Genomic DNA, 16134 nt, shown 5'->3' on the forward strand with positions numbered 1-16134 from the left:
ATGAGTGCGAAAAACCCGACCGAAAACGCCATCAGCGAACTGGAAATCAGCTGGCTCGAACGTACAGAAAACAGCGCGGCCAGGGTTATTGTCTGGCGCGTGCCGGCGAGCGGTGAAAGCCTGCTGAACGGCTTTTTCGCGCTGCAACAGCACCCGGAAGGCCGAAGCCTCGCGGATCTTTTCATTACGCTCGATACGCCGTTTGAGACCGGCTACGGTTACAGCGAGGCGCTGGCGAACGATTTTCTGGAAAGCGTCGAGGTGACCCCCGACGCGCGCCCCTGGACGGGCGAGGCCTTTCTGCCGTGTTTCAGCGCAGCCGCTCTCTGCGCCATGCTGGCGGATTTCGCGCGCGTTCACGCAGAGGATTTCACGACGCTCATCGTCATCCTGAAACCGGCGGCGGTCAGCGACATCACGGCATACCAGCGCTGGCTCGCGCAGTGGGTAGCCGTCCCGGCGGAGCGCGTGCGCCTGCTGCTGACGGACACGACCGAGCAACCGCTCTGGCAACCGCTTATCGACGCGCACGGGCCCCAGGTGTTGTTACTCACCGATACCCCCGACGCGATGCAGGTGATGCAGCAGACGGCGCGCCAGCAGACCGACCCGGACAGCGATCGCCTGCTGTTTCGCCGCTATCTCGCCGACGCCATGCTGCTGCTCGAAAAGGGCAGCGCCACGCAGGTCGCCAGCCGGGTGGCACTCGCCATGCCGATTGCCCGGCGGCGCGGCTGGGCGGATCAGGAGGCGCTGCTGCATCATCTGGTCGCCGGGGCGTGGCTGAAGGCGAAAAACACGCCGCAGGCCGTGGCGCACTATCAACAGGCGCAGTCGGCGGCGGCGCGCGTCGCCGATGTGCCGGTGCGCGGCCAGCTCGCGGTGCAGGGCGCGTTTGGCGAGGCCGGCGCCTGGTTTGCCGATAAAAATTACACCGAGGCGGCGAAACACTACCGCCGCGCCGCCACGCTTGCGCGCGAGATCCCGCATCCGCTCTTCGAGCTGGAAGGCTGTCGCATGGCCGGGTTCGCGCTCTGGCAGGCGGGGCACCGCACCGTGGCGATGGAAGATTACGCGGCGGCGGTCCGGGCGGCTCACGCTATCGCGCAGGAAGAACGCGGCCAGACCACACTGCCGCTGGTCTTCGCCGACCTGCTGCGTATGCAGGATAAGCCCCGCAGCGAGGCCCTGGAAGCCGCCGCCGCGCGTTTTCAGCAGGAGAGCCAGCGCCTTCTTCTGGAGGCGGAAACCGCCGTCAGCACGCTGAACCCGGCCACCGCCGCCGCCGTTAAGCAGGTTGACCGCCGGTTGCAGCTGCGCCTTGAGGCCGCGTTTCTGGCGCTACGCCAGCAGCGAGAAGCGTTAATCGCGCAGGGCGATGAGAGCTTTCGCCAGACGGTGCGCCTCGCCCGCGATCTGCTCCACCCGCACTGGAACGGCCTGCCGGATGTCGCACACCCGTTCGACGCCCCGCCGGGCGAATGGCGCTCTCTTCCCGCCTGGCGCGCGCACGCGCCCTCGGCCCCGTTATCTGAAACTGCAGGAAGCAACAACCTATGAAACGTCGTGATAACCATTTCAAAACCAAAGCTATCGTGATTGTCGTGGCGGTCGTGCTCGCCATGCTGTTTTTAAGCATCTCTGACAGTGAGCTTGCCACAGAGATCCGCACCTTCCTGCGCGCGCTGCTCCGCGCCTTATTCTGAAGGTAACGCGATGCACTCCGGCGCCCATTTCGACCCGCAGCTCGGCCTGGATATCCACCTTTACCCGTGGCCGCTGCCGACGCCACATATCGGCCTGGTGTTCGACGTCTTCGACTATTTGCCGTTTATCGGCACCACGGTTCATGTGAACGGCATCCGACGCGCCAGCGCGGGCACCGGCGGCATCGCGATTCATATTCCCACCGGCGGGGCGTGGGTGCCGCCGCTGCGCCTGCCGGGCGGCCCGCAGCTGGAAGATGAACTCTTTATGGGCAGCAAAACCGTGGCGGTGGACGGCGAGCCGTTCTCGCGTATCGGGATGCCGGTGCTGAGCTGCAACGTTGTCGGCATGGTGCCGCCGTTCCGGCCCAAACGCGCCGCCAAACCGAAGCTGCCGTCGCTGACGCTGCCGCTCACGTTCAACCTGGCGCTGCCGAATAACGTCATCGTCGGCGGGCCGCCGACCGTCAACCTGATGGCTCTGCTGATGCGCGCGGGCTTAAGCGGCCTCGGCAAGGGCATGAAAAAGCTCAAAAAGACGCCCCAGTGGCGGCTCTTTATGCGCCGGTTTACGAAATTTCGCCAGAAACTGTTCCGCAATATGGAGCCCGGATTTCTTAAATGCCGGGTGCTGCGCGCCGAGCCGGTCGATATTCGCGACGGCAGCGTCCATCTTGAGCATCGCGACTTCCTGCTGCCGGGGCGGCTGCCGCTCGACTGGGGACGTTTTTACTCCTCAGCGGATATTCACGAAGAAGGACTGTGCGGCTTTGGCTGGCTGACGCCTGCCGATACCACGCTTGAGGTCATGCGCGACGACGGCGTGGCGCTGCTCACCGAGCCGGAAGGCGTAACGCTGTTCGTCGGGCTGCCTGAAGAGCCTGGGCGCGAGCATGCGGTGTTTGGTCTGCCGGACGGCAGCCGCCTCTGGTATGAACTGCGCGACGGCGAGCCCTGCTGGCAGGTAGAGCAGGAGAGCGCGCTGTGCTGGCAGTTTACCGGACGCGACGGGCGGCTGTGCGTCGATGCCGTCGCCGATCGCAACCACAACCGCTGGCAGTTTGAACGTGACGCGGGCGTGCTGACGCGCCTGCGGGAATTCAGCGCCGAAGGCCCGACGGGGCGCGAGATCCTCGTGACCTGCAAGCAGGGCCGCTTGCAGGCGCTTCGGCTGCGTAATGCGTCGGACGGCGACGTGACGCCGCTCACCCGTTATGAATATGACGAGACGGGCCAGCTGGTTGCAGAAATCGACGCGCTCTCGCACCCACGGCGTTTTCGCTACCAGCAGCGGCGCATGGTCAGCCACGTCGATCGTAACGGGCAGGGGTTTCATTACACCTTCGATGACGCCTGGCGCGTGGTGCACGCCTGGGGCGACGGCAACGTCTGGGATTACCGGTTCGAGTACCACACGCTGCTTAACGAAGTCGCGGTTACCGATTCGCTCGGCAACCTCTCGCGAATCACCTTTGATGACAACGGTCTGCCGGTGTCCGAGATCGATCCGCTCGGCGGCAATACGGTGTTTCGCTATGACGACGTAGGCCGCACGCTGGAAGTGACGGAGCCCGACGGCAGCCAGCACCGCTGGGAATATGACGCGCAGGGCCGGATGACGGCGGAGCATCTGCCGGGTGGCGGCGTGGTGCGCGCCACGTTCAACGATTTCGGCCAGCCGCTGTGCGTCACGGACGAGAGCGGCGCGCAGTGGACATCAGACTATGACGCGGCGGGCAATCTCATCGCGGGGTGCGACCCGACGGGCGTGTCTGCGCACTACGTTTACGATACGCTCGGCCAGCTGCGCGAGGCCGACGTGCCGGGCCAACCCGTAACGCGCTACGACTACGATCGCTACGGCTTTCTAACGCTTATTGCGCAGGCGGGCGCGGGCGAAACGCGGCTGCGCCACTCGCTGCGCGGTAATCTGCTGGAGAAACGCGACGCGAGCGGCGGCGTGACCCGTTACTTCTGGGATATGAAAGACAGGCTGGTCGCGATGCAAACGCCGGAGGGGCAGGAGATCCGCGTCGAGTACAACCGCGAAGACGAACCGGTGCGCTATACCGATGAAGTCGGCCGCGAGACGCGTTTTATCTATAACGCCACCGGCATGGTAACGGCCTGCCACACACCGGACGGCACGCAAACGGGTTATGAATACGATCCGGAAGACCGCCTGCTGGCCGTTATCAACCAGAACGGCGAACGCTGGGCGCTGGCCCGCGACGCGCTGGGCCGCGTGGTGACGGAAACCGATTACTGGGGCCAGGCGACACGCTACGAATGGGATAAAGGCGACCGGCTGATACGCCGTCTCGACCCGCTGGAGCGCGAGGTGCGCTACGGCTACGACGCCGCTGGCCGCCTGCGGGAACGGCGCAGCGGCGACACGCTCACCGCCCGTTACCACTACGACGACGGCGGCCGCCTGACGCTGTGCGAAAACCCGTGGCGGCGGCTCGCCTGGCGCTACGACCGCGCAGGCCGCGTGCTGTGTGAAGATCAGGACGGTTTTCAGCTGCGCTATGACTATAACGCGCGCGGTCTGCCGGTACTGCGCGAGAGCGACGCCGGGCACCGGGTGGCCTATACGTGGGATGACGACGACCGGCTCATTCGTGTGCAGCTTAACGACGACGCGCCTGTGGAGCTGCGTTATGACGAGACGGGCAGGCTCGCGAGCGAGCAGCTTTCGCCGACCCTGCGGCGCGCGATGGCATATGACACGCAGGGCAGGCTGACAACACAAGAAGTGACGCAGGGCGACATGCCGCTGTTCGCAAGCGGTTTCGCCTACGACCGCACCGGGAATATGACGCGGCGGCAGGACAGCCAGTGGGGCGATGACCGCTACCGTTACGATCCGGTGGGGCGTCTCGTGGCGCACAGCGAGCCCGACGGCGCGCTGCGCCAGTTTGTACACGACGCCGCGGGCAATCATCTGCACACGCGCGTTCAGGCAGTAGATGATTCGCCGGGCGGGTGGTTTCGCGAAGGCGTTCACGAGGGTGTGCGTTACGTCTTCGACCGGGCGGGCGAGCTACGCCAGCGCCGCAACCTGCACACCGGCGAGGTGAAAGAGGATTTCCTCTGGGATGAGAACCGCCAGCTGATTGCGGTGCGCAAGGGCGAGCATCAGGTGCGCTACGGCTATGACGCGCTCGGACGCCGCGTCTTCAAGCAGACGCCGGACGAGACGCGCTGGTTCTACTGGCAGGGTGATGCGCTGGCGGGCGAAACGGTCACGCGCACGGCGGCATCGCTTGAGCCCTTAAGCCTCTTTGACACCGGCGGGCGCATCAAACGCGAGCAGGCCCAGGCGGCGCTCTTTCATCGGATGCGTGAATACGTCTATTACCCCGGCACTTTCCGCCCGCTGGCGCTCCTGACGCAGGAGGGATCTCTGCGGGAGAGCTGGCACTACCACTGCGATCCGAACGGCGCGCCGGTCCGCCTGACGTCGGTCTCCGGGGAAATTGTCTGGGCGGAGCGCACCGGCGCGTGGGGCGAAAAAGGCCAGGTTTTTGCCAGCCGCATCGATAACCCGCTGCGCTTCCAGGGGCAGTATTTCGACCCGGAAACGGGTTTACATTACAACCGCTACCGTTACTATGATCCGGCGATAGCCGCCTATATCAGCCAGGACCCGATAGGTCTATGGGGGGGGTACAATTCTTACCAATATAGTCATGATCCTTTATTGTGGATTGATCCGTTAGGCTTATTAAATGAAGGTGAGGTTGCTGGATACGGTTCTAAAGCACATGTTGGTGATGGACTTGAGGCTCATGAAATTATTCGCAATAAATTTTTGCAGAACATCGGCATAGGGAAAGGAAGACGAGTTAAAGGAAATCCTTCCATTGCCTTAACACCAAGACATCATGATTTAGTTCATGCGGCAGAAAACAGAATACGACGTTCGATGGGAATGGGCGTGAATGAGATGACCAGAGCGGGTAAAATCGAAATCGGAATCATGTCAAAAGCAATACAGCAGGCTTTGGTTGATACAGGTATTATTACCCAAGAACAGTTACGTATTGCCCGTCGCTTTGCCAAGTCATATGCAAAGGCTAACGGCTGCTATTAATATAAGGATTAAATATGTCATTAAAAAAAATACTACTTACAAATGAATATAGATCATCTGCTCAAATTGGAGGCGGAGCGTGGCTTGACAGCATAGAGGATTGGCCGACTGATGCGAAATCTGGCTTGCCAATGCTTCCATTACTGACTCTCTTTGCCGATTTCTTTCCGGGTAAACAGTTGTCTGAAGATCAATGCATTACCGTTTTTATACCTCAAACGGAAAAAGATTACTCGCGAACCTATTGTCGAAACATCAGTTGCAATCTTGCTGATCAGACTCAGGGTTATAATACCCGAGTTATCGTTCATAAAAAAAGTAACGCCGAAAACTCGCCATTAGATATGAATCTCTTGCCAAAAGGATATGTTGATCTCGTTGAAATGGACGATGATGAACTTGATGAAGAAATAGAAGACGAAATCAGTGGTTCGTCACTCTCAAAACAATTTGGACGACCGCACTGGTTACAGGATCCAATCAATATACCGCCACAGTACTTTTTTGGTCTACAACTTAATGAGTCTGATCTCTTAACTTTGGGTGACCGTTACGCTGGGATGTTTGATGATGGAATGGGGTATCTGTTTATTGATTACAGGGTTAAAAAGGCATCCTCAACTGCGGATGCAGGTTTGTTTTTCATTCAATTCTTGTAAGAAAAAATTTGTACAATTGTAGGGTGGGTAAGCTTGCGCACCCACCATTGGGTTAAACCGGCGGGTGCGCAAGCTTACCCGCCCTACGTATACAGGATTCACGCTCAATGAAATATCAAAGAGAAAACCTATGGCCAGCCTAAGTAAAGATTTAAAAAGCAAAATTACGATGAAGCAGTTGCATGACATTGAACTCAATAATTCACAGCGTGATATTATGCTAAAAAGACTTCTTGCTGCGCCGTATAATTACAATGCTTATTTTTTTAATGAATCCCTTTATGATGTAAATATCGAAGGCAATAGATTCATCAGTTTCGGAAGCGATTTGTCTGGCCTTTATCTTTTTAACGAGCATGATGGCGGTGTTAGTTATTTATCAGAAGAGGATGACGAGTTTAAAGTATATTATTGCAACAGCAATATAGATCTGTTTGTTGTTTTTCATGACTTGTTTATTGCTTTACTGCATAATGTAATCAACTTTAAAGTAGATGTTGATGCGGGTGTTGCAACACTGCAAGAGGTATACTCAAAGCTTGATCCAAAAGCATTAGATGAAGATGGTTTCTGGTGTATGCGTTTATTTGAACTCGGAGAAGGATTTTTTCCGTTGAATGATGCCAGAGTGAAATTCTACCAGCAGAATTAATGCAAAGAGACATTACTATTAATAGTAAGCGTGCAATTGTAGGGTGGGTCAGCTTGCGCACCCACCATTATGTTAACCCGGCGGGTGCGCAAACTTACCCGCCCTACATCGCTGTGCCCAAAATGGCGCACCCACCGATATGACGCACGCAAAATCACGCGACCTTTATCACGCCTTTCAGGAGCGCATAATCGTAGAGGCGGTCGCGGGCGATGTTTTTCATTTTCACTTCGCACATGATGTCGAAATCGGTAAACGACAGCGCCCAGTCGTTTAGCGTGCTGTTGAAATAATAATCGGAATGCGCGCGCAGTTTGGTTTTGGGAATGCCCAACTGCGACTGCTCCGGGTAACCCTGTTCAGGGATAAGCCCTTCCTGAGAGATGGAATAATGCAAAACCGGGCGTACGCCGCGCCAGGAGGCTTTTATCTGTTCAATGCGCGGATCGTCCGGCGTAATAAACGCATTGACCTGCCCCCAGTATTAGATACAACCGTCAGTTAGTAATGTCGGTTTGTTTATCTTCATATTTTTCATTTCGCCACCGTGCTGCAAACTCTGATGGCGTCTGATAATTCAGTGCCGAATGTGGACGACACTCGTTATAATCCTGCCGCCAGTCATTAATGATTTTCCTGGCGTGAACGATATCGCTGAACCAGTGCTCATTCAGACATTCATCGCGAAATCGTCCGTTAAAGCTCTCAATAAATCCGTTCTGCGTTGGCTTGCCCGGCTGGATTAAGCGCAACTCAACACCATGCTCAAAGGCCCATTGATCCAGTACGCGGCAGGTAAACTCCGGCCCCTGGTCAGTTCTTATTGTCGCCGGATAGCCTCGAAACAGTGCAATGCTGTCCAGTATACGCGTGACCTGAACGCCTGAAATCCCGAATGCTGTGGTAATTGTCAGGCACTCCTTCGTGAAGTCGTCCACACAGGTCAGGCACTTTATCCTGCGACCGGTGGCCAGTGCGTCCATGACGAAATCCATCGACCAGGTCAGGTTGGGCGCTTCCGGGCGGAGCAGCGGCAGACGTTCCGTTGCCAGTCCTTTACGACGTCGTCTGCGTTTTACGCCCAGCCCGCTGAGATGATAAAGACGGTACACGCGCTTGTGATTAACCTGAAGGCCTTCACGGCGCAGTAATTGCCAGATGCGGCGGTAGCCAAAACGCCTGCGCTCCAGTGCCAGCTCAATAATGCGCTCTGATAAATGCGCATCAACCGCCGGACGCTGAGCCTCGTAGCGGCAGGTCGACAGAGACAAACCTGTAAGCCTGCAGGCTCGACGTTGCGACAGACCGGTTGCATCACACATAAACTCAACGGCTTCCCGCTTCTGGCCTGTCGTCAGTACTTTCGCCCCAGAGCCACCTGAAGCGCCTCCTTATCCAGCATGGCTTCGGCAAGCAGCTTCTTGAGTCTGGCGTTCTCTTCCTCAAGCGACTTCAGGCGCTTAACCTCGGGCACCTCCATACCGCCATACTTCTTGCGCCAGGTGTAAAAGGTGGCGTCGGAAATGGCGTGCTTACGGCAGAGCTCACGGGCAGAAACCCCGGCTTCAGCCTCGCGGAGGATACTGATGATCTGTTCGTCGGAAAAACGCTTCTTCATGGGGATGTCCTCATGTGGCTTATGAAGACATTACTAACATCGCGGTGTATTAATCAACGGGGAGCAGGTCAGCATTTTCTTTGACCCAGTGGTGATGAATATCCAGCACGACAGGGCACAGCGTCTGCGCCTGGAGAACATCATCCAGCGAGCAGGAGATTTCGTCGTTCTCCACGGTTAACATCTTCTGCGCCTGCGGGCTTAAGCGGTTAAAGGCGTCGCGAAATCCTTCGAAACCGCGCTTACCGTTCATGTGAATATTGATTTTGAAATCCTGAAAGCGCTGCCCGTAGCCCATCATCACCGCACAGGTAGTGTGATATTCCACATCCTCGATGGCGCGGTCGACCACATCAGGATTATCTGACGCCAGGACGGAATACTGGCCGGGATGAAAGGAGAGGCGGATATCCTGTTCCCGCGCATATTCCCCGCAGCGGGTAAACTGCGGCACGAGATCGGCTAAAAACTCCTGATAGACCGGGCCTGCCTCGGGCACGGTAACGAGCGGTAAGAGATCGCTGCCGATACGCATCATGCGCAACGCAGGCGGTAACGGCGCGAGCTGCTCAAACGTTGAATAGAGGTTCCTGAGATTGGTCTCAGAGAGCTGATATAACAGCGTCAGCCGTTGCTCATGGCTGAGGCTTAAAAAACGGGTGCGGGTCGTCGATTTAAACGGAAACTCCTGCTTTAGCCCTGAATCTAAAAACTTACACGCGAAACCTAATTTCATGCACCCTCCGGTTATCTCTGGCTTTAGTGTAGCAGTTGAAAACCGGCCGCCGCGTTACACCGTAGAGCCATGGTTTAAGGAAGGGCGTTATACTGTTCGTTTGCCGCGGCGCCGCCGCGCTAATTACGGACTTATCAGAAACAACTTATGAAACTTCTCTCCGGCCGCGTTGCGCTGCCTGTTCTTGCCGTCGCGGCGCTGGCCTACTGGTGGCTGACGCCACACTACAGCGCTGAAGACAAACCTTATTACGCGGCGGTATTTTGCGTTATCCACACAGGCGATCCGGCCACCTGGGCTGCGCAGATGGAAAACGTTATCGAGGGCGGCAACAACGATTACGCCCTGCAAAAAAGGCACTACGACGCGTCGCTTGGCCGCGAGGTTGTCAAAACCTGGCAGGGATTGAGCGAGGCAAAACGCCAGGCACTGAGCGCCGCCCCGCAAACCTGCGGCGACGAACTCGCCCGCGCGATGCGTTAGGTTACCGATTGAGGGCTACACTCAGTGACGGGATCACCTGAACTGAGGTCGCTTTGCTGTCAGGACATAAATTTCTCGCCCTGAGCGGGTTTTCGCTGATTGCCGCCGCGTATGGTCTGGCGCGTTTCTCCTGGGGATTGCAGCTGCCCGCCGTCATTCGCGATATCCCGATGTCTTCAACGCTCGTCGGCGCGCTGTCGGCGGCGTCGTTCGCGGCTTATGGCGTGGCGAGCGTTATCGCCTCGCTCTGTACCGCGCGTACCGGGCCCCGTTTACCGTCACTGCTGGCTGGCGTCTTCGCCATTATCGGCTTAGCGATCCTCGCGAAGGCGTCCGGCCCGCTCTGGCTGCTGGCCGGCGTTATCTGCGGCGGCGTCAGTTCAGGCCTGGTGTCGCCGCCGATGGCTGAAGCGGTGAACCGTGACGTCGCGCCCGCGCAGCGCCCGGGCGTGAATACGGTTATCAATGCCGGTACCGGCGGGGGGATTATCGTCTCTGCGCTGGCCGTTCTGCTGATGCCGGGGCAGTGGCGCGAGATCTGGCTGCTCTTTGCGGCGATCGCAGTCGTCCCGACATTGATGGCGATGCGCGCCATGCCCGCGGGTGCCTCCGACGAGCGCGTCTCACTGCGCCACCCGATGGCGGCGGTCCGACAGCCCGCGCTGCGCCCGCCGCTCATCGTCGCGCTGTTAAGCGGCGTGGTGAGCGCGGCGTACTGGTCTTTCGGACCGCTGATGTTCGCCTCGCTTGCCGATAAACCCGCGCGCGATATCACACTGCTGTGGCTGGTGACCGGCGCGGCGGGGTGCTTCGGGGTGCTTACCGGCGCACTGATTGGGCGCGTCGGCATTAATTCCGCCCACCGGCTGATGCAAATTCTGACGCTGCTGGCCTTCAGCCTGCTGGCGTTCTCGGACGTTCTGCCGTGGCTAAGCTGGGGTGTCGCGGCACTGTATGGCTTTGCGTATATCACGCTCTCCGGCGTGCTGTTGGTGAGCGGTGTCGAGGCGGCGGGTCAGTTTCCGGCCGCCGGGCTCGGCGCGGTGTTTCTGCTGCTGGCGATCGGTCAAATGGCGGGATCTGCGCTGTTCGGCGCGCTGCTGGATGGCGTCGGGCCGAAGATGGCGCTGGGGATTTTCGGCGCGCTGGCAGTGGTGGCGCTCGTCTTACCGGCCACGCGGGTGAAATAACCTCCCGCAGATATATGCTCAAGAAAGCTACCGATACGCCGATAAACTGCTTATAAAGCTACGTCTTGTCGGGCGTAAGGGGCAGGGGGAAAACCTCGGGACTGTCGCTGCGCTTTCTGGTCTGCCGGTGGAGTGCCGGAGGGGTTTATTCATGGATGTCGTATTGCCGGTCGAACAAGCAGCGAAACGCTGTAATGGACGTCGAAAACGAAACCGGAGGTTGAAATGTATTCCTTCATAGCGCGACAGCCTATCTTTGATGCGTCGCTGAACACGGTGGCCTACGAGCTACTCTACCGGGACGGGCTGACTAACGCCTTCCCGCAGGTGACCGCCGAGTTCGCCACCAGCCAGCTGCTCGCCGATCATTTTCTGGTGACGCCGTTGCAGCGGCTCACGGGCAAACACACGTCGTTTATCAATTTTCCGTATGAGATGATCGTCAGTGGGCTTGCGCAGTCGCTGCCGCGTCAGAATGTCGTCATTGAGATACTGGAAAACAGCGTACCGGATAACGCGTTGTTCGCGACCGTGCGCAATATGTATGAGGATGGCTACTGCTTCGCGCTGGATGATTTTACGCTGGATAGCGAATGGAGCCGCTTTCTGCCCTATATCAGCGTGATCAAGTTTGATATTCAGTCCACCACCGTGGAGCAGATTAAACAGTTTCTGAAAGACCATCCTGGCCTGCGCTGCAAGCTGCTGGCCGAAAAGGTGGAGCGTCGCGAAGAGTTTATCCAGTATCAGCAGCTCGGTTTTCAGCTTTTTCAGGGCTATTTCTACAGTAAGCCGGAACTCATCAAGACCAAAAAGCTTCCTGAACAAAAAGTCTTTATTCTGGAGCTGATCCGCGAGGTCAATGCCGCACGCCCGGATGTTAACAAGATAGAAAAGCTGATCAGCCGCGATGTCGCGATCACCTATAAGCTGATGCGCTACGTCAATAACATCAAATATCAGCATAACTACCACGCCAATGCGGAATCGCTGCCGTTTCGCAGTATTTTCGCGTTTCTCGGTCTCTATGAGCTGAAGCGGTTTGTAACGATCCTCGCGGTAACGCATATCAGCGATCCGTCCGTGAGCGAGCTCTATAACGTGAGCCTGGTGTACGGGCGCTTTTGCGAACTGGCGGCGCACCGTATTGGCGGCGCCAGTGAGGACGACGCGTTCATTGCCGGGCTGTTCTCCCGCCTCGACGCTATCCTGGATATTCCGATGGACACGCTGCTGGAGCAGATCTACGTCTCGAAAGAGGTCAAGAAAGCGCTTCTCAATCGCGAAGGCATTCCGGGCACGCTGGTGCGGTTGTGCGAGGCGTTCGAGCGCGCCGACTGGCCGCAGGTCGTGGAGGTGGCGAAGGAGCTCAACCTCTCCGAGCGCGAAATCATCGATATGACGCACGACGCCGTGAAGTGGGGCGACACGGTTATCTGATGTCTTTCTCTCAGGCGGCCCGTCCGGCGCCGCCGCAGCGCCCGCATCTTAAAACGTAGTTCCAATTATCCCGTCATTCCCGCGCATCTTGACTACGCTTTTACAGGCACGCCGACGTGCGGCGCATGCGCTGACGTCGTTGGTTTGGATGACTTCAGGAGACGGAGATGCACCCTCACACGACCGCTCGATCCCCGGCAGCCGCCGTGGCGCTGTATGAACTGCTCAACCCCATTCCCACCGGCTTTTTCGTGGCCGCCTGGGTTTTCGACATTCTCTATATGAAAAGCGCGGTGACGATGTGGACCGATGCCGCCAGCTGGCTTATCGCCATCGGGCTGGTGGTCGCGATAATTCCCCGGCTGATAAGCCTCGGGCAGATCTGGCCGGGGCGACGGCATCTGCATGGTCCGGCGCAGCGGCTGCACTTCTGGCTGAATCTGGTGGCGATAGTGCTGGCCATCATCAACGCCTTTATTCACAGCCGTGATGCTTACGCCGTGGTGCCTGCGGGCGTCATTCTCTCTACGCTGGTCGTGGCGCTGCTGCTACTGGCTAACGTTCAACTCGCGTTACGCCAACGCACTGCTTAAGGAGAAGCCCGCATGAACAACATTCATCGTCTCGCGCTGGCCGTCTCGCTGGGCGTTTTGCTCAGCGGCTGTGATAACAGCGCCACGCTCGATCCGCAAAAACAGGTGGGGCCGAACCCAGAACTGCCGGAGGCGAAAAACTTCCTGCTGCCGCCGATGCAGGTGCCGGAAGGCGTCGCATGGAAAGAGGGCGAAATGCCGAAGGTGGCGCAGGGCCTGAAGATTGAAAAAATCGCCGACGGACTGATGCATCCGCGTCAGGTCTATGTGCTGCCGAATAATGACATCCTGGTCGCCGAATCCAACGGCACGCCGAAACCAACCGCGCGGCCCAAACAGCTGATTATGGGCATTGTGCAGAAATCCTCCGGCAAAGGCGGGCCGGGCGGCAACCGTATTACGCTGCTGCGCAACGTTAACGGCAAGTGGGAGAAACATAATTTCATCGAAAACCTTAATGCGCCGTTCGGCATCCAGCTTACCGGCAATACCCTGTGGGTGGCGAATGCCGACAGCCTGGTGAAATTCCCGTATCAGGAAGGGCAAACTGAAATTCGCACGCCGGGCGAAGAGGTCACCGAACTGCCGGGCGGGCCGATTAACCATCACTGGACCAAAGCGCTGCTGGCAAGTCCGGATGGCAGCAAACTCTACGTCGGCGTCGGGTCTAACAGTAACGTCACCGAGAACGGCATCGGGGCGGAATATCGCCGCGCGGCGGTGCTGGAGGTAGATGCCGCGACCGGCGCGAGCCGGATCTACGCAAGTGGTTTGCGCAACCCGACCGGGCTGCAGTGGGAGCCGCAGAGCGGCAAGCTGTGGGCTATCGTTAACGAACGCGATGAAATCGGCTCCGATCTGGTGCCGGATTACATGACCTCGGTGCAGGAGAAGGGCTTTTACGGCTGGCCATACAGCTATTTCGGTCAGCATGTGGACGAGCGCGCCCGGCCAGCCCGGCCCGATCTGGTGGCTAAAGCCATCAAGCCTGATTACGCGCTCGGCTCGCACGTCGCACCGCTGGGTCTGCATTTCTACACCGGCGAGGCCATGCCGCAGTATCGCGGCGGCGCGTTTATCAGCGAGCACGGCAGCTGGAACCGCTCGCCGCTGAACGGTTATCAGGTCGTGTGGGTGAAATTTGAAAACGGCAAGCCGGTCGGGATGCCGCAGCCGGTCGTCACCGGTTTTCTGACGGACGATCAGAAGCAGGTGCGCGGGCTGCCGGTCGGCGTGGCGCAGGATAACGCGGGCGCGCTGCTAATTGCCGATGATGCCGGTGATGCCATCTGGCGCGTCAGCGCCGCGCAGTAACTCACAGGCCGCCGCGTGCGGCCTGTTCCTTTCAAAAAGGGCGCCAGGCCGCCTGCTATACTTTTTATTCTTTCAATCAGCGAAGCTGAATAACAAGGAGTTAACGATGCCGGAATCAACCAACCGCGACGGGATGCCGTACTTTCTGTTTCTGTGCGAGGGGCGCGTCCTGTCGCAAAACATTGACGGCCAGATTGTCGACCTCGGCGAAGCCACGGAAGAGCGCGGCGCTTTCGCCTGGCGGCTTGATGGCAATGAGGAGCAGGGCGAAGGGCTTTCGAGCGCCGCGGCGGTGCTTGACGATATCGCCGGACACCTGACTTTTCTGTTTCTTGATGGCCAGTTCACCAGTCTGCCAGACGTCTCTGATGAGTATGCAGGCAAACTGGAAAACGCACCCGCCAAAGAGATCTTGCTCAATGAACTGAGCGATAAAGGTGGCGACGATAACCCGCCAGCGGTGTAAGCGCAGGCGTCATCGCCGCACTGCGTGATATACACGGATGCGCGGCGGTGATGCCTTCACGCCGGGAGATTAACGGCTTGCCAGATCGGGCGGCTGACGATGATTCATTGTAATAACGGAGCTGATATTATCCGGCAGACGGCGCGCCTCTAAATAGACGGTTTTCCAGTACGGATTATCTAAAGAGGAGCGGGTGACGCCTTTGCTGGTTGACGCGTGAATAAATTTTCCGTCTGAATCATAAAAGCCAACATGCAGCGCGCCTTTAATACGGAAGAAGACTAAATCGCCGGGACGGAGCTTATTTTTATCAACGTTTTTACCCATCTGGATTAATTCATGCGTGGTCACGCGCGCCATCGGTAAATTAAATCTGTCACGCAACGTGCGCCAGACAAAACCGGAGCAGTCAATGCCATCAATCTCGGTTCCGCCCCAAGCATACGGCGCGTTGTGCCAGGTGTTCATCTGGTCATGAAGGGCGGCGATAACCGGGATGAGATCGGGTCGATGGCTGGATGAACTGGCGTGTGGCAGCGGTGCAATAGGTTTTGGTTTCGGCGCGTTATTGGCACATCCTGTCAGGTAAAGGCAGACTAAAAGGGCAAAAAAAGGTTTAGCGCGGAAATCCATATCGACTCACTGACAGCAGGTTTGACATATTCGGAGCCGGAATTTTTACTAAAAATGCCTTTCATCGCCAGCCCTTTTTCATGCTTTACAATTACTGACATTGTGGGGAAATATTATTCCGTAAAAATCGCTTTTTGACGAAGATATTCATGTTCAGAAACAACTTAAATAAAGATGGGGCTTTACAATACGCGCGCAATTAGTGCGAATAATAAATTAACGTTATGTGATCACACCTGTCAATTATCACCTTGCGTTCAGTTAATTATAACCATGATGAACAATAGGGTTATTGGTCTGTCACGGTTGACCCGGACACCGCGCTATTATGACAACACGTTTCGAGCAGGCGCGCTTACGCTGCGAGGGTTCGCTTATCTGTGCGTCGATGTCTTGACTGGCTCGCCGGGCAAAACGCCGCGCCTTTGCCGTTACAGTGCTTTTGGCGAGTGACGTTTGATTTACATGGTCGCGGGAATTCCGACAAGCCTGACGGTAACGCCGTGTTGCGTGAGGGCAGGCGATGGCCCGCCTGTCTGACAATT

13 protein-coding genes and 2 pseudogenes are annotated in these 16134 nt (G+C 57.7%); 11 read left to right on the forward strand and 4 right to left on the reverse strand.

Annotated features, from left to right (window positions below; all coding sequences use genetic code 11):
* The 5 genes from AFK67_RS09815 to AFK67_RS09830 all read left to right on the forward strand — a co-directional run bounded on the left by AFK67_RS09815 (position 1) and on the right by AFK67_RS09830 (position 7116).
* Positions 1–1560, forward strand: a complete 1560-nt coding sequence (locus AFK67_RS09815) for a hypothetical protein (RefSeq protein WP_038883675.1) — start codon at positions 1–3, stop codon at positions 1558–1560.
* Positions 1557–1706, forward strand: a complete 150-nt coding sequence (locus tag AFK67_RS23180) for a hypothetical protein (protein ID WP_007675185.1) — start codon at positions 1557–1559, stop codon at positions 1704–1706. Before AFK67_RS09815 ends, AFK67_RS23180 begins: the two co-directional genes overlap by 4 nt.
* A 10-nt stretch (positions 1707–1716) precedes the next feature.
* Entirely contained in the window at positions 1717–5805 is a 4089-nt protein-coding gene (locus AFK67_RS09820; RefSeq protein WP_235047919.1) for an RHS repeat-associated core domain-containing protein, read from the forward strand.
* A 14-nt stretch (positions 5806–5819) separates the two neighbouring features.
* Positions 5820–6464: a hypothetical protein gene (locus AFK67_RS09825; RefSeq protein WP_032966239.1), complete on the forward strand. Its 645-nt coding sequence runs from the start codon at positions 5820–5822 to the stop codon at positions 6462–6464.
* 130 nt (positions 6465–6594) lie between these two features.
* Positions 6595–7116 carry an SUKH-4 family immunity protein gene (locus tag AFK67_RS09830; RefSeq protein ID WP_007714342.1) on the forward strand — a complete coding sequence of 174 codons (522 nt, stop codon included), beginning with the start codon at positions 6595–6597 and terminating at the stop codon, positions 7114–7116.
* 154 nt (positions 7117–7270) lie between these two features.
* Here the strand turns inward: AFK67_RS09830 and AFK67_RS09835 are convergent.
* The 3 genes and pseudogenes from AFK67_RS09835 to AFK67_RS09850 form a co-directional block, all read right to left on the reverse strand.
* Positions 7271–7600: pseudogene (locus tag AFK67_RS09835) on the reverse strand (UV damage endonuclease UvsE); the annotation flags it as partial.
* A gap of 13 nt (positions 7601–7613) precedes the next feature.
* A protein-coding gene (locus tag AFK67_RS09840) for an IS3 family transposase (RefSeq protein WP_085958808.1) occupies positions 7614–8734 on the reverse strand; the annotation gives its coding sequence in 2 pieces (ribosomal slippage) (positions 7614–8476 and positions 8476–8734; 1122 coding nt in all).
* Positions 8735–8786: 52 nt separating this feature from the next.
* Positions 8787–9470 (reverse strand): annotated as a pseudogene (locus AFK67_RS09850) (UV damage endonuclease UvsE); the annotation flags it as partial.
* A 147-nt stretch (positions 9471–9617) separates the two neighbouring features.
* Here AFK67_RS09850 and AFK67_RS09855 point away from each other — a divergent pair.
* From AFK67_RS09855 to AFK67_RS09880, 6 genes are all read left to right on the forward strand, one after another.
* A complete protein-coding gene (locus tag AFK67_RS09855; protein ID WP_007727810.1) occupies positions 9618–9953 on the forward strand; it encodes a hypothetical protein in 336 nt (111 codons plus the stop codon).
* Positions 9954–10006: 53 nt separating this feature from the next.
* Positions 10007–11143 (forward strand): YbfB/YjiJ family MFS transporter, encoded by a 1137-nt coding sequence (locus tag AFK67_RS09860; protein ID WP_007727812.1) that lies wholly within the window; start codon positions 10007–10009, stop codon positions 11141–11143.
* Between the two features lie 225 nt (positions 11144–11368).
* The gene (locus AFK67_RS09865; RefSeq protein ID WP_007727825.1) at positions 11369–12583 is read left to right on the forward strand and encodes an EAL and HDOD domain-containing protein; all 1215 of its coding nucleotides are present in this window, start codon (positions 11369–11371) and stop codon (positions 12581–12583) included.
* Positions 12584–12750: 167 nt separating this feature from the next.
* Positions 12751–13176: a DUF2231 domain-containing protein gene (locus AFK67_RS09870; RefSeq protein ID WP_032967486.1), complete on the forward strand. Its 426-nt coding sequence runs from the start codon at positions 12751–12753 to the stop codon at positions 13174–13176.
* A 12-nt stretch (positions 13177–13188) separates the two neighbouring features.
* Positions 13189–14490, forward strand: coding sequence for a PQQ-dependent sugar dehydrogenase (locus tag AFK67_RS09875; RefSeq protein WP_038883656.1), 1302 nt, complete (start codon positions 13189–13191; stop codon positions 14488–14490).
* A 106-nt stretch (positions 14491–14596) separates the two neighbouring features.
* Positions 14597–14956: a hypothetical protein gene (locus AFK67_RS09880; protein WP_007727835.1), complete on the forward strand. Its 360-nt coding sequence runs from the start codon at positions 14597–14599 to the stop codon at positions 14954–14956.
* 69 nt (positions 14957–15025) lie between these two features.
* Here the strand turns inward: AFK67_RS09880 and AFK67_RS09885 are convergent, their stop codons facing one another.
* On the reverse strand, positions 15026–15589 hold the full coding sequence (locus AFK67_RS09885; RefSeq protein WP_007672969.1) for an NlpC/P60 family protein: 564 nt from the start codon (positions 15587–15589) through the stop codon (positions 15026–15028).
* Between the last annotated feature and the right edge of the window lie 545 nt (positions 15590–16134).

It is taken from the genome of Cronobacter dublinensis subsp. dublinensis LMG 23823, from assembly GCF_001277235.1.
GTDB lineage: Bacteria > Pseudomonadota > Gammaproteobacteria > Enterobacterales > Enterobacteriaceae > Cronobacter > Cronobacter dublinensis.